Raw genomic sequence first — 19,500 nt, 5'->3', positions numbered from 1 at the left:
ATTCCATGGGAGCGGCAAATATGTCCGCTAAAGGTGTCGACAAGACACCGGTGAATTGTTCCATGCCCTTCGTTAAAGCCAAAAGGTCTCCGGCCTGCCAAGGAGAACTAAATGAGCATTCCCATAATTAAAATGATTTGCGAGATAAAGAATGATTAAAAAAGTATTACTTGGCGTTTTATTAGTCGTCGTTTCCGCTTTTTCTCTATACAAAATCAGTAAAAGCACTTCGTTTCAATTTACCGGCGATCTGGTTGATAGAGTTGATGCCAAGGAAAAGATAGTTGCACTTACATTTGACGACGGCCCGACTAAAGGTAAGACAGAGGAGATCATTCGGATTCTAAATGACCATAAGGTTAGTGGCACCTTTTATTTAGTTGGAGAGTCAATCGAGCAAAACATTGACTTGGCAGGCGTGCTGGTAAAAGCCGGCCATGAAGTTGGTAATCATTCATTTACTCACGGCAGATTGATTTTCAAATCATATGCCTCTATCGCAGATGAAATTGAGAAAACAAGTTCCCTTATTAGAAAATCTGGCTTTGAAGGTGATATCACTTTTAGACCGCCATACGGGAAAAAGCTGTTTGTACTGCCTTATTATTTGGCGCAGAGAGACATAACCAGCGTTACGTGGGATGTTGCACCTGACAGTGATTTACCGGTTAGCGCATCTTCCGATGAAATAGCAAACTATGCAGTGGAACATACGCGCCCAGGATCAATAATATTGCTTCATGTGATGTTTGAGTCACGGAAGAACTCCCTGGCGGCTGTTCCTAAAATTATTGAGAGGCTGAGAAAAGATGGATACAGGTTCGTAACTGTATCTGAACTAATACGCATCGAAAAAAAAGGCGCATAACTGTCGTCTGCATAATCTTACAAGACGTTTATTGAACTCAAATTCAGTTGTTCGCATTTCAAACAGGTGTCTAATAATTTTGGTTCAAAGAAATATATGGATATATCTAAATGAAAAAGATAGCAATGATTTCACTTTTTATTCTTGGCTGGATTTCACCAACATTTGCAGAGACATTTTTAGATAGAAAAGAATTCACAAACAGGTATGTAGCTGCAGTAGCAAAAATAGCTCCGAATGCAAAAATAGAGGTTGTTAAAGAGCTAGAAGTTAATATTACATTAGAAAATGATAACAAATTAAACGCTATTCTGGATAACGCTTACGCTGATTACAAAAGCAATCCTGGCAATATTGACAATTTATTAGCTACATACGCTGAATCAATTTTACATACAAAAGACCTTGTTAACGTAAGACATGGTAAAGAACAGATTTTTCCTGTTGTAAAAGACAAGCAATATATACAACAAGTCGATGAAATGTTAGAGAAATCAGGAAAAGGCGGCATTGTCTATGAAAAAATAAATGATGTACTATATGTTTTATACGCCTTTGATACACCAAAAGCATTACGTTTCATGACAGAATCTGACTTATCTGAAATTAATGTGAATAAAAATGAGTTGAGGGAGTTGTCAAAAACAAATCTAAAAAATTCCATACCCAATTTAAAACTTGAAGGAGATCCTTCGTCGTTGGCTATGTTGATTGCTGATGGAACATATGAAGCTTCCTTTATACTATTTGATGATATCTGGACAAAAGAGCAGTTCCCGGTAAAGGGCGATATTGTAGTATATATTCCGACGAGAGATCTTGTACTAATAACTGGCTCCGAGGATGAAGTAAGTTTGGCAAAGATTCATAACATAATATATGCCCAAGGAAACCAATGGTCTCACACGATTTCTGAAGTTGGGTTTGTAAGAGTCAATAATAGTTGGCATATATTTCAACCTTGACAAGTCAACGCCAATACATACCACGGTTTAGCTTAAGATTTAAGCATCATTTAAAAGAGGATTAAGATGTCTGAGTACTGTGCATCGGTAAAGTGGAATCGCGGTGAAGATGAAGCCTTTGTCGATAATAAATACAGCCGTGGTCATGTATGGGAATTTGATGGCGGTGTGCGCGTACCTGCCTCCTCGTCACCCCATGTGGTACCGCTTCCCTACTCCGTTGAGACTCACGTAGACCCTGAGGAGGCCTTTGTGGCTTCCTTATCCAGTTGTCACATGCTTTTCTTCCTTTCAATCGCAGCCAAAAAGAAATACGTAGTTGAAAGCTATGCAGACGATGCGCTGGGTATCATGGAAAAAGATGACTCGGGTAACATCGCCATGACCAAGGTGACGCTGCGTCCCAAAGTCGCGTTTTCGGGCGCTCAAATCCCTTCAAGGGATGAGCTCGAAAAAATGCATCACCAGGCACATGAACTCTGTTTTATAGCCAACTCAGTCAAAACAAAGGTCGTCACAGAGATCATCGATTGACGCGTTGTGACTCTGCAGCCGTTGTCTTGTCCGGAGCAAAAAAGCAAAGCATGAAAATCAATGCCATTGCTGCGCCATAAGAGATAGCCAATGTCGCTGAGTTCGATGCTGAAAATTAAAAAAGGAGGCCGCTGGCCTCCTTTTTATTTGACGTATTTTAACGTTAACTATCAGTGGCTTTTCAGTGCAGCAATGCGCTTTTCCAGCGGTGGATGGCTCATCATCAGCTCGGCCATGGAACGCTTGCCATTGATACCGAAGGCAGCCATTTGGGCAGGCATGGCACCTGTCTCTGGGCCGGTGCGCAGACGTTCCAACGCAGCCACCATCTTGTTGCGTCCCGCCAGCTTGGCACCGCCCTCATCGGCGCGGTATTCACGGATCCGGGAGAAGTAAGCCACCACCATGGAGGCCAGGATCCCGAACAGCATTTCCAGTACAAACACCACGGCGATATAGGCAAAGGTCCCCAGGCCCTCACCTTCTTCGTCGCCGGAGAGGAAGTTGTCGATAATACCGGCAACCACGCGGGCGGCGAAGATCACGAAGGTATTCACCACGCCCTGGATCAGGGTCAGGGTGACCATGTCACCGTTGGCGACGTGGCTGACCTCGTGTGCCAGTACGCCCTCTACTTCATCCTGGCTCATGCCATACAAAAGGCCGGTGCTCACGGCCACCAGCGAGTTGTTTTTGCTGGGACCTGTGGCAAAGGCGTTCATCTCCGGGGAATTGTAGATGGCCACTTCAGGCATCTTGATGCCTGCGTCCCGCGCCTGGTGGGCAACTGTGTCAAGCAACCACTGCTCGGTGCCATCGCGTGGACGGGTAATCACCTCACAGCCCATGGACTTTTTCGCCATCCACTTGGAGATGGCGAGGGAGAAAAAGGCACCACCGAATCCAAACAGGGCGGCAAAGACCAGCAAACCACTCATGGTGCGGGTATTCACACCCAGCAGGGACATCACGATCGACATTACCAAGAGTACAGCCAGGTTGGTAATGAGGAATAAAACTACGCGCTTCATTTCAGCTCCTTAGTGGGCAATCAACGCCACAATGCGTCTATGCAGACATAATATGTCCGAATAGTGCGAATTCAAGTGTCCGGTAAAAATATTCCTGCGTTTCCTGTCCGCAGGTGCCACTCAGGCCAGATCAGCCGGATCCCGGCCAGTCTATGCAGGCAGCATTAAGCGAAACTTAATCCCCCGCGCCCCCAAGCCTTTGGGAGGTATCTTTATTTCACTGTCTTTCCAGAGAAACTTTGTTAACATCGGCCATCTTAGTCGGCTGTCCCCGGACAGTGTACCCCGAACCAAGGATATTAAAATGACAATACAGGCCCTGCTGCTGAGCAGCTCACGGGAAGGCGACAGCCCCTATCTGCAACATACCCTGCCCTATATAGCGCCGCTGACGACCGGCCGCCGCAACTGGGTTTTTGTGCCCTATGCCGGCATCAGCCTGGGCTACGACAATTACCTGACCCGGGTCCGTGATGGGCTGGCGTCGCTCAATATCAACATCAGCGGCATTCATGAGCACAGCGATCCGCGCCAGGCCATCCGCGATGCCGATGGCGTTCTGGTGGGCGGCGGCAATACCTTCCATCTGCTGCACGAGCTGTACCGTTACGATCTGCTGCACCTTATCCGCGAAGAAGTGGCGGCTGGTAAACCCTACATAGGCTGGAGCGCCGGCTCCAATGTGGCTGGACTGAGCATTCGCACCACCAACGACATGCCCATCATAGAGCCGCCGTCCTTTACCGCCCTGGGACTGTTACCCTTCCAGCTCAACCCCCATTACACCGACTACCAGGCGCCGGGTCACAACGGGGAAACCCGCGCCCAGCGTTTGCTGGAATTCACCTGCGTCGATCCCCTGACCCCGGTTGTCGGCATACAGGAAGGCAGCGCCCTACTGCGCGAGGGCGACAGCCTGAAGCTGCTGGGTGACAAGGAAGGCTACCTGTTCAAGGGTGAGATCCAAAAGCAGGTCATTGCCGCCGGCAGTGATTTGTCGGCCATGCTGGCTTAAGCCACAAGCCGCCCAACGATTACCCAAACAAGAAAAGGCGGCCTGTGGCCGCCTTTTCTTTTACTGCGCATCTTTGGCACAGAAGCTTAATTCAAGGGCTTATTTCAAAGGATATTTCAAGGGCCTATTTCAAGGGGCTATTTCAAGGGGCTATTTCAAGGGCTGTTTCAAAAGAGACAGGTCCAGACAGGCGGCTGCGGCTTTTGGGTCGGCATCCGCCAGATGCGGGATCACCCCAAGGCATGGTGAGTCCATCACCTCGCGCAGGGTTTGCAGGTTTTCCTCGAAACAGGCCATATGGGCATCCACCCGGTTGGCCACCCAGCCGGCAATCCTCAGCCCATCGGCCTTGATGGCTTCCTGGGTCAGCATGGCATGGTTGAGGCAACCGAGCTTCATGCCCACCACCAGGATCACCGGCACTTCCAGGGCCTGCACCAGCTCGGGCATAAAACGGCCCTGTCCCAGGGGCAGGCGCCAACCGCCGGCGCCCTCCAGCAAACAAAAATCGGCAGCGTCCATGGCGTCCCTGTCAAGCAAGGCCAAAATGGTTTCGGGACTGATATCCACGCCGCTTCTTGCGGCGGCGATATGGGGCGCAATGGCAGGTTCAAAGGCCAGGGGGTTGACCCTGTGATACGGCAAGTCACTGCTGGCATGGGCCATCAGCAGTTCGGCATCGGGGTTTCTGAGCCCAGAATCTGTCGGGCGGCAGCCCGAAGCCACCGGCTTTATTCCGAGGGTTTTAGTGCAACCCGGCAGTTGCTCTGCAGCCGCTGTCAGGAGCGCCGCCGACACCAAAGTCTTGCCGCAATCCGTATCCGTGCCGGTGACAAAATAGATCATGCCTGCTCCTCGCGCCGCCGGGCGATGAGATAAAGAATTCGGTAACTCAGTGGCAGGCCCGCGTTGGTGCGCAGGGCCTCGGCCTCGGCTTGTTTGGCCTGCCAGTCGCCCCGGCCCCTGAGCCTGGCGCCACCATCGGCCCGATACTGGGCATTGGCGCCGACGCCCTTGATGGAATACAGCAAGGATTGCAGATTGGCAAAGTGCAGGCTGTGGGTCACGGCCTCGCAGTGCTGAATCTGCCATTGTGTGGGATCAAAGGCCGCGGCCATGGCTGAAGCCGTGGCGAAGTGGTTGACCGCAAAGCCCAGGCGCTCAAGTTGCGGCAGGCTGCCATCGCAAACCATGGCGAGCAGCGCATGGCCGCCGGGACGCAGCACCCTGGCCATCTCGCTCACCGCTTGCGGCAAGGGCTCACACCATTGCAGCGCCAGGTTGGAATAGAGGCTATCGATGCTGGCAGTTCTCAGCGGCAAGGCGCAGGCATCGGCGCACAGGGCGTGATAGTCGGGAAATTCCTGCTTGAGGCGGGCACACATGCCAAAGGCAATATCCAGGGTCAGCACCTCGGACACTGGGTCACTATTAAAGGCGGTGCCAGGCCCGGCACCCAGGTCCAGCAAGCGTCCGGCGGGTGCGACCTTAACCTCGGCGGCCCTTTGTATCAGCTCGGCCGCCGTGAGTCGCTGCAACACGTTGTGCTGCCGATAGTGGCTGGCGCGGGAAAAGTGCTCGGCCACCTGAGTCAATTCGCTCAAGGCTGTCAGCCCGTTCAAAGACGGATCGTTCAAAGACGCGGCTTTGCTCAAGGCTGCACCTCAGGACCGCCAGGTGTTGCCGCGGGCAGTTGCGCCAGAGCGGCCAGCAAGGCGTCGAGCTGGGCCCGGTTGTGGGCGGCGCTTAAGGTGATCCTGAGTCTGGGGCTCGGCACAGTGGGTGGGCGTATGGCGCCCACCAGCAACCCCTGCTGCCGCAACTGCTCTGCCGCCGCCATGCAGCTCGGAACATCGGCCATGGGCAGCAGCTGAATGGCCGAGGCAGAGTCCAGCAGCCCCAAACCCAGCGCTTGGGCGCCGCGGCGGAAATAATTGATATTGTCGAACAGCCGGGCACGGGCATCGCTTCCGGCGGCAAGACGTATGGCTTCGCTCACGCAAAAGGCCTGGGCCGGTGACAGGGCCGTGGAATAGATATAATGACGGGCACAGGCCACCAGGCTGTCGATAAGCGCCTTTGAGCCCAAAATGGCGGCGCCCTGGGCTCCCAGGGCCTTTCCGAAGGTGACCAGTTGAATATCTATACCAGGCTCGCCCCCAGAGCGAGTGAATTCCGGCAAACGGCTGGCGCCCATGCCCTCCTCGCCAATGACACCAAAACCGTGGGCATCATCGACGATAAGCAGACTGTTGTGCTCACGGCACAGCCTCGCCAGCTGCGCCAGCGGCGCCCCATCCCCATCCATGCTGAAGATGCTCTCGGTCCACAGCGCCGTGCCAGAGTATTTGCCGAGCAACCTTGCCGCGCCATCAAGATCATTGTGTGGGAAGCGCCGCAGCGCAGCGCCACTGGCCTGAACCCCGTCAATAACCGAGGCGTGAATGTATTTGTCGGCGATAAGGGTATCGCCCGCCTGCAGCAAGGTCGCGGCCAATGCCAGATTGGCGGCAAATCCCGAGCAGAACAGCAGCGCCGCTTCATGGTCCGTTACCCGGCACAGTTCCTGCTCCAGCGCCTCATGGGCCGGGCTGTAGCCACTGACCAGGGCGGAGGCGCGGCTGCCGACACCAAAGCGGTTGGCCCCTTCGGCAAGGGCCGCCGCCAGTTGCGGCTCCCGCGCAAGTCCCAGATAGTCATTGGCGGAGAAATCGATGAGCGCAGGTGCCCACAACCGGCGCCGGCGCCACAGGCCGGCCTCGGTCAACGCCTGGCGATTGGCCTGTAAGCGCGCAAGCAAGGGATTCATCTTGATGCTCAATCGGGACTGCGTCTTCAGCGGGTGGCGTCGTAAAACAGCGCTTGGCCGGTGTCTTTTTCCTGCTTGTCGGCGGCACCACGGCTGGCCTTGGCGAGCACGGCGGCATCCTCTTCCACCATGGCAGCCTTGCCCTGCTCGGGCTTAAGCCCCAAACGGCGGAACAGGCTCATGTCATCGCTTTCCTCGGGGTTGGCCGTGGTCAGCAACTTGCAGCCGTAGAAAATGGAGTTGGCACCGGCAAAGAAACACATGGCCTGCAGCTCGTCGCTCATCTTCTCGCGACCGGCGGACAGACGCACCCGGGATAGCGGCATCAGAATACGGGCCACGGCTATGGTGCGGATGAACTCCAACGGATCGAGGTCCTCCAGATTGTCCAGCGGCGTACCCGCCACTTTCACCAGCATGTTGATGGGCACAGAATCCGGGTGTTGTTCCAGATTGGCCAGTTGCTGCAGCAGACCGGCCCTGTCGGTGGCCTGTTCACCCATGCCGACGATACCGCCGGAGCACACCTTCATGCCCGCAGCGCGCACATTTGACAGGGTATCGAGCCGGTCCTGATAGGTACGGGTGGTGATGATATCGCCGTAATATTCCGGCGAGGTGTCCAGGTTGTGGTTGTAATAGTCGAGTCCGGCCTCGGCCAATTGGCTGGCCTGGTGCGCCGACAGCATGCCCAAAGTCATACAGGTTTCCAGCCCCAGGGCCTTCACTTCCTTGACCATGTCGGTGAGGTAAGGCATGTCACGCTCGTGGGGATTACGCCAGGCGGCGCCCATGCAAAAGCGGGTGGCACCGGCATCACGGGCGGCTTTGGCCTCGGTCAGCACCTTTTCGATCTCCAGCAGGCGCTCTTTTTCCAGTCCGGTATCGTAACGGGCGCTCTGGGGACAGTATTTGCAGTCCTCGGGGCAGGCGCCGGTTTTGATAGACAGCAAACGGCTGACCTGTACCTCGTTGGGATCGAATACCTCACGATGTATGCTGTGGGCACGGAACAGCAGGTCGTTCATCGGCAGCGCAAACAGGGCTTCGATTTCGCTGCGGCTCCAATCGTGACGGACGGTAAAAGATGACATGGGACTACCCTAAGTGTGGCTTTTAATCTTGGCTAGGATACCCTTGGCCGGTAAACTGTCAACGCCAACCAGTTTCCCAGGTTTACTAATGGTTATTTTATGAGCATTGATTTCGAGTTTGATCGCGAGCACCTGTGGCATCCCTATACCTCCATGCACTCTCCCCTGCCGGTTTATGGTGTCCGGGCCGCCGAAGGCTGCGAACTGGTCCTCGATGACGGCCGCCGCCTCATTGACGGCACCAGCTCCTGGTGGGCCTGCGTCCACGGTTACGGCCATCCGGCACTGCTGGAGGCCATCAGCAGGCAAAGCCAACAACTGAGCCACGTGATGTTCGGCGGCATTACCCACGAAAGCGCGGTGGAGCTGGCACGCACCCTGATAGCCATGACCTCGCCATCCCTGACCAAGGTGTTCCTGGCGGACTCGGGCTCCATTGCCGTGGAAGTCGCCATCAAGATGGCCATTCAGTACTGGCAGGGCCGCGGTCAACCGCAGAAACAAAAGATACTGACAGTGCTCGGTGGTTATCACGGCGATACCTTCGCCGCCATGAGCGTGTGCGATCCCGAGCAGGGCATGCACGGCATGTTTGGCGAGACAGTCACCAAGCAGTTTTTTGCCAGCGCGCCACCACCGGGCTTTGAGCGGCTACTGGCAGAGGACGATCTGCAGTCCCTGGAGCAGCAACTGCTTGATCACGGCGCGCACATTGCCGCTGTCATTATCGAACCCATAATGCAGGGTGCCGGCGGTATGCGATTTTACAGCCCGGCCTTCCTCAAGGGGCTCAGGGAGCTGTGTGACAGATACCGGGTGCTGTTAATTCTTGATGAAATCGCCACCGGTTTCGGTCGTACCGGCAAACTCTTTGCCTATGAACACGCGGGCATAGAGGCAGATCTCCTCTGCCTTGGAAAGGCACTCTCCGGCGGCTATATCAGTTTGGCGGCGACCCTGTGCAGCGATGAGGTGGCGTCCGGAATAAGTGACTCCCCCGCCGGGGTCTTTATGCACGGCCCCACCTTTATGGCCAATCCGCTGGCCTGCGCCGCTGCCCGCGCCAGCATGGCCCTCATCAACGAAAACCATTGGCCGCAGCAGGTGGCCGCCATCGAGGCGCAACTGAATCGCGAACTGGCGCCGGCGCGTGCTCTGCCACAAGTGGCGGATGTCAGGGTACTGGGGGCCGTGGGGGTCATTGAAATGAAGGGCGCCGTGGATGTGGCGTTGGCGCAACAGGCCTTTGTGGAACTGGGGGTATGGATAAGACCCTTTGGGCGTCTCTTGTACCTGATGCCGCCTTATGTGATAAGCACGGCGCAGCTAACGCGGCTGACCTCAGCCATGCTGGAGGTGGCCGCAATGGCGGGCATTTGCAGAGGGCAACACAGTCCCAGCCACGGCTAAGCATTTATTGGCTAATCGGCTTCAAATTGTGCCGCCATGCGCCGTATGGCCTCCAAGCTGACGCCATGGCGGTTGCGGGCGGCGCAGATTTGTTGGTGCTGGCTATTCCAGGGCTCGCCAATCAATTTGCGCTCTACCCTGTATCCCAGTGCCCTGGCGGCGGTTTCGTAACAGAGGAATTCCCAGCGGGCCATATTGGTGTTGTCACAAATCACCACAGGCGTGTGTGACGCCAGCGCCTCAATAAAGGCCGCCAGGTTGCGTTGATGGTATTCGCTGAGTCGGGCGGCATCGAAGCGATACTCCCCCTGCTCCATAAACAAATTGTCGGTGGAGCACACCACCACCTTTTCGGCATCCTCTGCCGCCAGAGCGACCAAAAGCTCGGTCACCCAATGGGACTTACCGCTGCCCGGCAGGCCCCGCAGTATAATGGCCAATGGGACTGCCGTTTCTTCGCTCACCATCAGCCCTCTAATGCCACATCAGCTGCCAATACACTGAGGCTGCGACCATCCAATATCGCATCCACCAAGCGGGGCACCAGCTCACCGGCCGCCCCCGTCAGGTGCAGCTGAAACTGGCTGTGCCGGTCCGGCGCCATCATGTTCACTTCCAGGGTTTGGGCGCCCATGTGGTTGGCGGCATCGACAAAACCTGCGGCGGGATAGACGGTTCCCGAGGTGCCGATGGCGATGAACAGATCGCAACTGTCCAATGCCTGGTGGATCCTGTCCATCCCCAAGGGCATTTCCCCGAACCAGACTATGTGGGGCCTGAGGCGCTGGGCCGGAATACAGCAGGTGCACAGGTTTTCCGGACCAAAGGGTTCAGTGAGCACAAAGGTCTGGCGCGAACGGGGACAACGGCCCTTGTTGAGCTCACCGTGCATGTGCAACAAACGCCGACTGCCTGCCCGCTCATGGAGGTCATCCACGTTCTGGGTGATAAGCAGAAATTCCCCCTTAAACTCCTGCTCCAACCGGGCCAACGCCAGGTGAGCCTGATTGGGGTGCACCGCATCCGAGTGCAGCTGCTGCCAGCGCAGATTATAAAAACGCTCCACCAACAGAGGGTCGCGTTCATAGCCTTCCGGCGTCGCCACATCCTCGATGGCATGATCTTCCCAGAGCCCATGTTGGTCCCTGAAGGTTCTGAGGCCAGACTCTGCCGAGGCTCCGGCGCCTGTGAGTACAACTATATGGCGATACATCTGCTGTCCTTGGTTCCGGTGATATTCATATCCTGCCCCCAGCCCTGAAGGCAGGCAATTGGGCCTTGGTATAACCATGACCCTTGTAAGGGTGTTACCAAAGTTAAACCCAATTGTCGCTCATTTTAAACAAATATTGGGCACCAGGGGATCGATTGCCGGATCAAAGGTTTCCGTTTTGGCATTTGCCACATATAATGGCCTGACTATTTACGGATGAACCTATTGGTTCTGCAATCAAGAGATTAGCCATGACAGATGGAAATCAGGCCCTTAAAAAAGCGGGATTGAAAGTCACCCTGCCACGAGTAAAAATCCTGGAACTGTTGCAAGAACCGGAAAATCAGCACATCAGTGCCGAAGATTTATACAAGAAATTATTGGATATTGGCGAAGAAATTGGCCTGGCCACCGTTTATCGGGTGCTGAACCAGTTTGATGATGCCGGCATAGTCACCCGCCATCACTTTGAGAGCGGCAAGGCCGTGTTTGAACTGGCGAGCCAACATCATCACGATCACCTGGTGTGCCTGAGCTGTGGCAAGGTGATTGAGTTTTCCGACGAGACCATTGAGCGTCGTCAGCATGAAATCGCCATGAAGCACAATATCAAGCTGACCAACCACAGCCTCTATCTCTACGGTGTCTGCACCAATGATGAGTGCGATCACGGCGAGTAAGCCCTGATTGGGAATAAACAGTATCACAATGAGAAAAGCCCTGGCATGTCAGGGCTTTTTTATTTAGCTCAAGTCGGCGTTAGAGCCAGCGGTGGAATACCGTCACCCCATGGCCCATGAATTCACTGCGACCATTGGGTTCCATGCCCACCTTACGGGCCACACCCATGGAACCCAGGTTGCCATCGAGGATCAGCGCTATGGCCTCGTCCACCTTACAAATGGATTTGAATTCGGCAATGGCAGCCTTGGCTGCTTCGGCACCTATGCCCTGGCCCCAGTATTCGGGGAAATAGCGGTAGCCCAGCTCCACCTTGTCGAACTCGGGAATATATTTGGGACCGCAAAAACCTATAACCTTGCCGCTTTCCCTGTGCTCCACCGCCCAGCGTCCGAATCCCCGGGAACTGTAGTCGGCATAGATCACCTCGTGAAGCAGCTTCTCGGCCTGGGCCCTGTCGGTAAAAGGCTCGGTGGGGATATAGGTCAATATTTCCGGGATACTGTTCATCTGGAACAGGGCCTCAATATCACCCTCGTTGAAATGCCTCAGCACCAGTCGGTCGGTTTCGGTAATGATCACGCCAGTCTCCTTGTTAAATCCCAACTCCAATATGGCGCATCACGTTAACACAGATAACCAAAACATCACAGTCACCACAGACAGCGCGCTGGAAATCACCACCGCCGAAGCTATCACATCCTCATCCTGCTTGAGTTGCAGCGCTATCAGATAGGCATTGACCCCAAGAGGTGATGCCGCCAATAACACAGCCACGGCTCTCTCCACGCCAGTAACGCCAAGCAGGCTCGCCAGCAGCCACACCAGAGTTGGCAACAGCAGCAATTTCAGCAGACTCAAGAGCAGCGCCTGACGCCAGCCCTCGCCTATGTGGTAATGGTTCAGATTCGCTCCCAGCACAAACAAGGCACAGGCAATGGCGGGCTTGGCCAGCATCTCCAGCGCCCCAGTCATTGGCGCCGGTAAACTGAGGCCACCGAGATTGCCAAGCAACCCCAGAGAAATACTCAGCACCACGGGATTGAGCAGCACGGTTTTCAACACACCCGCGCCGTTATTGCTGGCCTGGCCTTTACCGGCCACCAGAAAGGTCAGGCCAAAGAGCAAGGCACTGTGAAAGGGAATAAGCAGAAAGACGCTTTTCATCTGTGCCGGTCCAAAGGCGGCAATCACCACCGGCAGGCCCACCAACAGGGTGTTGGAATAGCTGCCGCCGAGCCCCATCAGCGCCAAGTCCGCCAATGGCTTGCGGCTCAATAATCGGAACAGCAGCAAGGACAGGCCAAAACAGAGCAGTACCGGGCCATAAAAGCTGACAAAGATGGCGGGATTGAGTGTCTCAGCCAGTGACACCTTGAGCATGGCGTTAAACAGCAGGGCCGGAATACTGACAAAGAAAGCAAATTGGCTGATGCCACTCACCTGCTCCCGGCTAAACCACTTGAAACGGCTGGCAAAAAATCCCAGGGAGGCGATAAACAGCAAAGGAAAAACAATGGCAAAAACGGACATGGCGATTTCCGCAATCAGAATTGTGTCGAAATTTGGCCTGTAAAAAAGGCGCCCTCAGGCGCCTTTTTCAATGGCAGGAATTACCAGCCAGTTTTTTCGCGCAGTGCCTTGCCGATATCGGCCAGGGAGCGAACGGTAGTTACACCGGCAGCTTCCAGGGCAGCGAATTTATCGTCGGCAGTACCTTTACCACCGGCGATGATGGCACCGGCGTGGCCCATGCGCTTACCAGCAGGTGCAGTCACACCGGCAATGTAAGATACCACAGGCTTGGTCACGTTGGCCTTGATGTAAGCAGCAGCTTCTTCCTCGGCGGTACCACCGATTTCACCGATCATCACGATGGCCTCGGTTTGAGGATCGTTCTGGAACATTTCCAGTACGTCGATGAAGTTGGTACCTGGGATTGGATCACCACCAATACCCACACAGGTAGACTGACCGAAGCCTTCGTCAGTGGTCTGCTTAACGGCTTCATAAGTCAGGGTGCCGGAACGGGAAACGATACCGACTTTACCTGGCTTGTGGATATGACCTGGCATGATGCCGATCTTGCACTCGCCTGGGGTGATAACACCTGGGCAGTTAGGACCGATCATACGAACGCCGGTTTGTTCCAGCTTCACTTTCACCTGCAGCATATCCAGAGTTGGGATACCTTCGGTGATACAAACGATCAGCTGGATACCACCGTCGATGGCTTCCAGGATGGCGTCTTTACAGAAAGGTGCTGGTACATAGATCACAGAGGCAGTGGCGCCGGTGGCAGCAACGGCATCTTTCACAGTGTTGAACACTGGCAGACCCAGATGAGTGGTGCCGCCCTTACCGGGAGATACACCACCAACCATTTGAGTACCGTAAGCAATGGCCTGTTCAGAGTGGAAAGTACCTTGACCGCCGGTGAAACCCTGGCAGATAACCTTGGTATCTTTGTTGATCAATACAGACATTATTTGCCCTCCGCAGCTTTAACTACTTGCTGGGCAGCGTCGGTCAGACTTTTCGCAGCAATGATATCCAGACCAGAATCAGCCAGCACTTTGGCACCCAGTTCGGCGTTGGTACCTTCCAAACGCACAACCACTGGCACCTTCACGCCCACTTCTTTAACGGCACCAATGATACCTTCGGCGATCATGTCGCAACGTACGATACCACCGAAGATGTTCACCAGCACGGCCTTCACATTGCTGTCAGACAGAATGATCTTGAAGGCTTCGGAAACGCGCTCTTTGGTCGCGCCGCCGCCCACGTCGAGGAAGTTGGCTGGCTTGCCGCCGTGCAGGTTAACTATGTCCATGGTACCCATGGCCAGACCGGCACCGTTCACCATACAACCAACGTTACCGTCCAGGGCTACGTAGTTCAGTTCGAACTTGGCAGCGTGGGCTTCACGTGGGTCATCCTGTGAAGGATCGTGCATGTCTTTGATCTTTGGCTGACGGAACAGCGCGTTGCCGTCTACACCAATCTTGCCGTCCAGACAGTGCAGGTTGCCTTCGGTGGTGATCACCAGAGGGTTGATTTCCAGCAGAGCGAAATCGTGGTCCAGGAACATCTGGGCCAGGCCCATGAAGATCTTGGTGAATTGCTTCATTTGAGTTGGGTTCAGACCCAGCTTGAAGCCCAGGTCGCGGGCCTGGAAAGGCTGAGGACCGGCGATAGGATCGATAATGGCTTTGTGGATCAGCTCAGGGGTCTCTTCGGCCACCTTTTCGATCTCAACACCACCTTCGGTAGAAGCCATGAACACCACGCGGCGGCTGCCACGGTCAACAACGGCACCCAGGTAGAGTTCGTTGGCGATGTCGGTGCAGCTCTCAACCAGGATCTTGGCAACAGGCTGGCCTTTTTCGTCAGTCTGATAAGTCACCAGGTTCTTGCCCAGCCAGTTCTCGGCAAAGGCGCGGATTTCTTCTTTATCGCCAGTGACTTTAACGCCACCTGCCTTACCACGGCCGCCGGCGTGCACCTGGCACTTGACAACCCACATGTTTCCGCCAATACGGCCGGCTGCTTCTACCGCTTCTTGAGGGGTATCGCAGGCATAGCCTTCTGACACTGGTAAACCATATTCGGCAAAGAGGGCTTTTGCCTGATACTCATGCAAATTCATGATGATCTATCCGTATACTACGATTCAAATCCAACTGGCCCCGAAGGGCCAGTCACGAGGTTTTTGTCTGACTGCGATTAGATATCCAGCAGCAGACGGGTTGGGTCTTCCAGGAATTCCTTGATGGTCACCAGGAAGCCAACAGACTCACGACCATCGATAATGCGGTGGTCATATGAGAGTGCCAGGTACATCATGGGCAGGATTTCAACCTGACCATTAACTGCCATAGGACGGTCCTTGATGGCATGCATGCCAAGGATAGCACTTTGTGGCAGGTTCAGAATTGGGGTAGACATCAGAGAACCGAATACACCACCGTTGGTCACGGTAAAGTTACCGCCGGTCATGTCTTCTACGGTCAGCTTGCCGTCACGGCCCTTGATAGCCAGATCGCGCACGGCCTTTTCGATATCGGCCAGGCTCATGTTGTCTGTGTCACGCAGTACCGGGGTAACCAGGCCACGTGGAGTAGACACAGCGATGCTGACGTCGAAATAGTTGTGGTAAACGATATCGTCGCCATCGATGGACGCGTTCACTTCAGGGAAACGCTTCAGGGCTTCGGTCACGGCCTTCACGTAGAAGGACATGAAGCCCAGGCGGATACCGTGCTTCTTCTCGAAGATATCCTGATATTGCTTGCGGATATCCATGATGGGCTTCATGTTGACCTCGTTGAAGGTGGTCAGCATGGCGGTGGAGTTCTTGGCTTCCAGCAGGCGGGTGGCAATGGTCTTGCGCAGACGGGTCATTGGTACACGCTTCTCGCTGCGATCGCCAGACAGGGCCACAGGCGCTGCGGCCACTGCGGCAGCGGGCTTGGCGGCAGGAGCAGACTTGATGAAGGCTTCCACATCTTCCTTGGTGATACGGCCACCCACACCTGTGCCCTTGATCTTGGCAGCGTCCAGGTTGTGCTCGGCGATCAGGCGGCGCACTGATGGGCTCAGGGCGTCATTGCTTTCGTCGCTTGCAGCGGCAGCTGGAGCCGCAGCTTCGGCTTCGGCCTTGGTCACTTCCTGACCGGCAACGGCACCGGCAACAAACTTGGCAATCACCTGCTCGGCCAGCACAGTGTCACCTTCGTTGAACAGGAACTCACTGATGTGACCATCTTCCGGTGCTACCACTTCCAGAACCACTTTGTCGGTCTCGATATCCACCAGGTTTTGGTCGCGGGATACCGCTTCACCGGGCTTAACGTGCCAGGTCGCGATGGTTGCATCGGCAACAGATTCTGGCAGTACGGGTACCTTAATTTCGATACTCATGAAAAGCTATCCTTTTTTATAAATGTCTATTACTTCAGATTTAAAGCGGCGTTTATCAGTGATTCCTGCTGGTGCGTGTGCAGCTCTGGATAACCACAGGCCGGTGCCGCAGAGGCTTCACGACCGGCATAGGTCAACATTGCACCCTTAGGAATAGCGGCCCAGAAGTGATGCTGGCTGCAATACCAGGCACCTTGGTTCTGAGGTTCTTCCTGACACCAAACAAAATCGGTCACGTGCTGATAGGCTTCGAGCACCTTGGCCATTTCCTCGGCGGGGAACGGATACAACTGCTCTACCCTGACAATGGCCACGTTGGTCAGATTTTCCTTGCGACGGCGTTCCAGCAGCTCGAAGTATACCTTACCTGAACAGAACACCACGCGCTCAACACCCTTGGGATCCAGGGCATCGATTTCACCAATCACGTTTTGGAAGCTGCCGTTAGCCAGTTCTTCCAGGGAAGAAACCGCCAGCGGATGACGCAGCAGCGACTTGGGTGACATCACCACCAGCGGACGACGCATTGGGCGTACGACCTGACGACGCAACATGTGGTAAACCTGGGCCGGAGTCGACGGCACACAGACCTGCATGTTGTGGTTGGCACACAGTTGCAGGAAGCGCTCCAGACGGGCTGAAGAGTGCTCTGGGCCCTGCCCTTCATAGCCATGTGGCAGCAGCATGGTCAGGCCACACAGACGGCCCCATTTTTGCTCACCGGATGACAGGAACTGGTCAATCACCACCTGGGCACAGTTGGCGAAGTCACCAAACTGAGCTTCCCAAATGGTCAGGCCGCCTGGCTCGGCAGTGGCATAACCGTATTCAAACGCCAGTACCGAGGCTTCGGACAGCACAGAGTCTGTGATGTCGATTGGGCCTTGCTCGGCCGCGAGGTTGCGCAGCGGCATATAGGTGGTGGCATCGTTCTGGTTGTGCAGCACGGCGTGGCGATGGAAGAAGGTACCACGGCCAGAGTCCTGACCTGTGATGCGCACGCGCTTGTTGTCTTCCAGTATGGTGGCGTAAGCCAGGGTCTCGGCAAAGCCCCAGTCAAGCAGCTTCTCGCCCTTGGCCATGGCATGACGGTCGCTGTAAATCTTGGCCACGCGGGACTGCAGCGGATGGGTTTCCGGTACGTAGGCAATCTTTTCGGCCAAGGCCTGCAGACGTTCAAACGACATGGAAGACTCGAACGCTTCATCCCATTCGCGATTGAGGAATGGTGTCCAGTCCACAGTGTGCAGTGTCATTGGGCGCCATTCTTTGACCACACAGTCACCGTGGTCGAGGGCATCACGGTAGCCGTTGACCATGGCGGTCACTTCCTCGGCACTGATGCTGTTCTCGGCAATCAGTTTGTCGGCGTAGATCTTACGCGGCGTCGGATGTTTCTTGATCTTGGCGTACATCAGCGGCTGAGTCGCACTTGGCTCATCGGCCTCGTTGTGACCATGGCGGCGGTAGCACACCAGGTCGATCACCACATCGCGCTTGAAGGTATTGCGATAATCCACGGCCAGCTGGGCCACAAAAGCCACGGCCTCAGGATCGTCTGAATTCACGTGTAAAATCGGCGCCTGCACCATCTTGGCGATATCGGTACAGTATTCGGTTGAACGCACGTCATGGTGATTTGAGGTGGTAAAGCCCACCTGGTTGTTCACCACGATGCGGATTGAACCGCCGACCTTGAAGCCACGGGTCTGAGACATGTTGAATGTCTCCTGGACTATGCCCTGACCGGCGATGGCCGAGTCACCATGGATGGTGATCGGCATAACCGACAGACCATCTTCACAACCACGACGATCCTGACGGGCACGGACAGAACCCATAACCACGGGGTTGACGATTTCCAGATGCGATGGGTTGAACGCCAGCGCCAGGTGCACATTGCCACCGGGCGTTTCGAAATCGGAAGAGAAGCCCTGGTGATACTTAACGTCACCCGAGCCTGAGCTTTCGCCGTGCTTGCCGGCAAACTCGTCAAACAGTTCCGCAGGACGTTTGCCGAGGATGTTAACCAGCACGTTCAGACGACCGCGGTGGGCCATACCCACAACGATTTCCTTGGTACCCGCCTCACCGGCGCGATAGATTATCTCGCGCATCATGGGCACCAGGGCATCCCCCCCTTCAAGGGAGAAACGCTTGGCACCGGGGAACTTGGCACCCAGGTATTTTTCCATGCCTTCGGCGGCGTTCAGACCTTCGAGGATACGGGTTTTAACACCCTTGTCATAGCTGGCGCGACCCAGGGTCGGCTCCAGGCGTTGCTGGATCCAGCGCTTTTCCTCGGTGTCGGTGATGTGCATGTATTCGGCACCAATGGCACCGCAATAGGTCGCCTTCAGGGCCTTGACCAGATCACCCAGCTTCATGGTGTCACCACCATGGGCAAAGGAACCGGTATTGAACTCACGCTGCAGATCTTCAGCCGTCAGGCCGTGGAATGCGGGATCCAGTTCGGCAACGGCGTCACGCTTCCACAGTTCCAGCGGATCCAGATTGGCATTCTGGTGGCCACGGAAACGGTAGGCGTTGATCAGTTGCAGCACCTTAACCTGCTTGGCATCCACTTCGGGATCGGTCATCCGTGCGGCGCCCTTACGGCGACCTTCCTGAGCGAGGGAGCGGAAGTAATCACGGATTTTGGAGTGAGCAGCTTCAGGTACATCGACAGAGGCACCGTTCACAGGAGGGAGATTATCAAACACCGCACGCCAGTCGTCGGAGACTGAGCTTGGGTCTTCTTGATAGGCTTCATACATCTCCTCGACATAGGTCGCGTTCGACCCATACAGATGAGAAGACTCTAGCCAGGCTTTCATAATGCCTTGGTGCATTTCTTATCCTTTCAAACTTTATACACGTGCTTAGCCATGGTTTTACATACCGAGCAGTATGTGGTCAGCCGCCCCGAAGGTTCCAGAATTTCGGCCTGATGT

General features: G+C 55.0%; 19 protein-coding genes. 6 read left to right on the top strand and 13 right to left on the bottom strand.

Going from position 1 to position 19,500, the window contains the following annotated elements; translation table 11 throughout:
* Positions 1–151: 151 nt before the first annotated feature.
* The 3 genes from JYB85_RS07270 to JYB85_RS07260 all read left to right on the top strand — a co-directional run bounded on the left by JYB85_RS07270 (position 152) and on the right by JYB85_RS07260 (position 2,367).
* Positions 152–868 carry a polysaccharide deacetylase family protein gene (locus JYB85_RS07270; RefSeq protein WP_207381652.1) on the top strand — a complete coding sequence of 239 codons (717 nt, stop codon included), beginning with the start codon at positions 152–154 and terminating at the stop codon, positions 866–868.
* Between the two features lie 110 nt (positions 869–978).
* Positions 979–1,833 carry a DUF1444 family protein gene (locus JYB85_RS07265; protein ID WP_207381651.1) on the top strand — a complete coding sequence of 285 codons (855 nt, stop codon included), beginning with the start codon at positions 979–981 and terminating at the stop codon, positions 1,831–1,833.
* A gap of 66 nt (positions 1,834–1,899) precedes the next feature.
* A complete protein-coding gene (locus JYB85_RS07260; protein WP_207381650.1) occupies positions 1,900–2,367 on the top strand; it encodes an OsmC family protein in 468 nt (155 codons plus the stop codon).
* Positions 2,368–2,537: 170 nt separating this feature from the next.
* Here JYB85_RS07260 and htpX read toward each other — a convergent pair whose 3' ends face one another.
* Positions 2,538–3,398, bottom strand: a complete 861-nt coding sequence (gene htpX, locus JYB85_RS07255) for a protease HtpX (RefSeq protein ID WP_207381649.1) — start codon at positions 3,396–3,398, stop codon at positions 2,538–2,540.
* 304 nt (positions 3,399–3,702) lie between these two features.
* Between htpX and pepE the strand changes: the two genes are divergently transcribed.
* Positions 3,703–4,413, top strand: a complete 711-nt coding sequence (gene pepE / locus JYB85_RS07250) for a dipeptidase PepE (protein WP_207381648.1) — start codon at positions 3,703–3,705, stop codon at positions 4,411–4,413.
* Positions 4,414–4,563: 150 nt separating this feature from the next.
* On the opposite strand, the gene bioD is transcribed toward pepE, so the two are convergent.
* The 4 genes from bioD to bioB are packed head-to-tail and all read right to left on the bottom strand — an operon-like array spanning position 4,564 to position 8,316.
* Positions 4,564–5,256, bottom strand: a complete 693-nt coding sequence (gene bioD, locus JYB85_RS07245) for a dethiobiotin synthase (protein ID WP_207381993.1) — start codon at positions 5,254–5,256, stop codon at positions 4,564–4,566.
* Entirely contained in the window at positions 5,256–6,068 is an 813-nt protein-coding gene (locus tag JYB85_RS07240) for a methyltransferase domain-containing protein (RefSeq protein WP_228730224.1), read from the bottom strand. Before JYB85_RS07240 ends, bioD begins: the two co-directional genes overlap by 1 nt.
* Positions 6,065–7,222 (bottom strand): aminotransferase class I/II-fold pyridoxal phosphate-dependent enzyme, encoded by a 1,158-nt coding sequence (locus JYB85_RS07235; protein ID WP_207381647.1) that lies wholly within the window; start codon positions 7,220–7,222, stop codon positions 6,065–6,067. Before JYB85_RS07235 ends, JYB85_RS07240 begins: the two co-directional genes overlap by 4 nt.
* A gap of 26 nt (positions 7,223–7,248) precedes the next feature.
* Positions 7,249–8,316, bottom strand: coding sequence for a biotin synthase BioB (bioB, locus tag JYB85_RS07230; protein WP_207381646.1), 1,068 nt, complete (start codon positions 8,314–8,316; stop codon positions 7,249–7,251).
* Between the two features lie 99 nt (positions 8,317–8,415).
* On the opposite strand from bioB, the gene bioA reads away from it, so the two are divergent.
* The gene (gene bioA / locus JYB85_RS07225) at positions 8,416–9,726 is read left to right on the top strand and encodes an adenosylmethionine--8-amino-7-oxononanoate transaminase (protein WP_207381645.1); all 1,311 of its coding nucleotides are present in this window, start codon (positions 8,416–8,418) and stop codon (positions 9,724–9,726) included.
* Positions 9,727–9,737: 11 nt separating this feature from the next.
* Here the strand turns inward: bioA and JYB85_RS07220 are convergent, their stop codons facing one another.
* Positions 9,738–10,193, bottom strand: coding sequence for an AAA family ATPase (locus tag JYB85_RS07220; protein WP_207381644.1), 456 nt, complete (start codon positions 10,191–10,193; stop codon positions 9,738–9,740).
* On the bottom strand, positions 10,193–10,939 hold the full coding sequence (cobB, locus tag JYB85_RS07215; RefSeq protein WP_207381643.1) for a Sir2 family NAD+-dependent deacetylase: 747 nt from the start codon (positions 10,937–10,939) through the stop codon (positions 10,193–10,195). The genes JYB85_RS07220 and cobB overlap by 1 nt, the downstream gene beginning before the upstream one ends.
* 251 nt (positions 10,940–11,190) lie before the next feature.
* Here cobB and fur point away from each other — a divergent pair, with 251 nt between their 5' ends.
* Complete coding sequence (gene fur, locus JYB85_RS07210; protein ID WP_207322693.1) at positions 11,191–11,619, top strand: ferric iron uptake transcriptional regulator; 429 nt, start codon at positions 11,191–11,193, stop codon at positions 11,617–11,619.
* A 79-nt stretch (positions 11,620–11,698) separates the two neighbouring features.
* Here fur and JYB85_RS07205 read toward each other — a convergent pair whose 3' ends face one another.
* From JYB85_RS07205 to sucA, 6 genes are all read right to left on the bottom strand, one after another.
* Positions 11,699–12,199 (bottom strand): GNAT family N-acetyltransferase, encoded by a 501-nt coding sequence (locus JYB85_RS07205; RefSeq protein ID WP_207323130.1) that lies wholly within the window; start codon positions 12,197–12,199, stop codon positions 11,699–11,701.
* Positions 12,200–12,241: 42 nt separating this feature from the next.
* The gene (locus tag JYB85_RS07200; RefSeq protein WP_207381642.1) at positions 12,242–13,153 is read right to left on the bottom strand and encodes an AEC family transporter; all 912 of its coding nucleotides are present in this window, start codon (positions 13,151–13,153) and stop codon (positions 12,242–12,244) included.
* Positions 13,154–13,233: 80 nt separating this feature from the next.
* Positions 13,234–14,106, bottom strand: a complete 873-nt coding sequence (gene sucD / locus JYB85_RS07195) for a succinate--CoA ligase subunit alpha (RefSeq protein WP_207381641.1) — start codon at positions 14,104–14,106, stop codon at positions 13,234–13,236.
* Entirely contained in the window at positions 14,106–15,272 is a 1,167-nt protein-coding gene (gene sucC, locus JYB85_RS07190; RefSeq protein ID WP_207322690.1) for an ADP-forming succinate--CoA ligase subunit beta, read from the bottom strand. The genes sucD and sucC overlap by 1 nt, the downstream gene beginning before the upstream one ends.
* A 77-nt stretch (positions 15,273–15,349) precedes the next feature.
* Positions 15,350–16,546 (bottom strand): 2-oxoglutarate dehydrogenase complex dihydrolipoyllysine-residue succinyltransferase, encoded by a 1,197-nt coding sequence (gene odhB, locus JYB85_RS07185; protein ID WP_207381640.1) that lies wholly within the window; start codon positions 16,544–16,546, stop codon positions 15,350–15,352.
* Positions 16,547–16,575: 29 nt separating this feature from the next.
* Entirely contained in the window at positions 16,576–19,398 is a 2,823-nt protein-coding gene (sucA, locus tag JYB85_RS07180) for a 2-oxoglutarate dehydrogenase E1 component (protein WP_207381639.1), read from the bottom strand.
* Positions 19,399–19,500: the final 102 nt, after the last annotated feature.

This window comes from Shewanella sedimentimangrovi, assembly GCF_017354965.1.
In the GTDB taxonomy this organism is placed as follows: domain Bacteria; phylum Pseudomonadota; class Gammaproteobacteria; order Enterobacterales; family Shewanellaceae; genus Shewanella; species Shewanella cyperi.
The sequence above is the reverse complement of the archived record's forward strand: the minus strand, read 5'-3'. Positions and strand labels throughout refer to the sequence as shown.

What these genes read in the sequence shown, in the direction of transcription:
- JYB85_RS07270 (WP_207381652.1), top strand. Translation starts at nt 152, where the DNA reads ATGATTAAAAAAGTATTACTTGGCGTTTTATTAGTCGTCGTTTCCGCT.
- JYB85_RS07265 (WP_207381651.1), top strand. Translation starts at nt 979, where the DNA reads ATGAAAAAGATAGCAATGATTTCACTTTTTATTCTTGGCTGGATTTCA.
- JYB85_RS07260 (WP_207381650.1), top strand. Translation starts at nt 1,900, where the DNA reads ATGTCTGAGTACTGTGCATCGGTAAAGTGGAATCGCGGTGAAGATGAA.
- htpX (WP_207381649.1), bottom strand. Translation starts at nt 3,398, where the DNA reads ATGAAGCGCGTAGTTTTATTCCTCATTACCAACCTGGCTGTACTCTTG.
- pepE (WP_207381648.1), top strand. Translation starts at nt 3,703, where the DNA reads ATGACAATACAGGCCCTGCTGCTGAGCAGCTCACGGGAAGGCGACAGC.
- JYB85_RS07235 (WP_207381647.1), bottom strand. Translation starts at nt 7,222, where the DNA reads ATGAATCCCTTGCTTGCGCGCTTACAGGCCAATCGCCAGGCGTTGACC.
- bioB (WP_207381646.1), bottom strand. Translation starts at nt 8,316, where the DNA reads ATGTCATCTTTTACCGTCCGTCACGATTGGAGCCGCAGCGAAATCGAA.
- bioA (WP_207381645.1), top strand. Translation starts at nt 8,416, where the DNA reads ATGAGCATTGATTTCGAGTTTGATCGCGAGCACCTGTGGCATCCCTAT.
- JYB85_RS07220 (WP_207381644.1), bottom strand. Translation starts at nt 10,193, where the DNA reads ATGGTGAGCGAAGAAACGGCAGTCCCATTGGCCATTATACTGCGGGGC.
- cobB (WP_207381643.1), bottom strand. Translation starts at nt 10,939, where the DNA reads ATGTATCGCCATATAGTTGTACTCACAGGCGCCGGAGCCTCGGCAGAG.
- fur (WP_207322693.1), top strand. Translation starts at nt 11,191, where the DNA reads ATGACAGATGGAAATCAGGCCCTTAAAAAAGCGGGATTGAAAGTCACC.
- JYB85_RS07200 (WP_207381642.1), bottom strand. Translation starts at nt 13,153, where the DNA reads ATGTCCGTTTTTGCCATTGTTTTTCCTTTGCTGTTTATCGCCTCCCTG.
- sucD (WP_207381641.1), bottom strand. Translation starts at nt 14,106, where the DNA reads ATGTCTGTATTGATCAACAAAGATACCAAGGTTATCTGCCAGGGTTTC.
- sucC (WP_207322690.1), bottom strand. Translation starts at nt 15,272, where the DNA reads ATGAATTTGCATGAGTATCAGGCAAAAGCCCTCTTTGCCGAATATGGT.
- odhB (WP_207381640.1), bottom strand. Translation starts at nt 16,546, where the DNA reads ATGAGTATCGAAATTAAGGTACCCGTACTGCCAGAATCTGTTGCCGAT.
- sucA (WP_207381639.1), bottom strand. Translation starts at nt 19,398, where the DNA reads ATGCACCAAGGCATTATGAAAGCCTGGCTAGAGTCTTCTCATCTGTAT.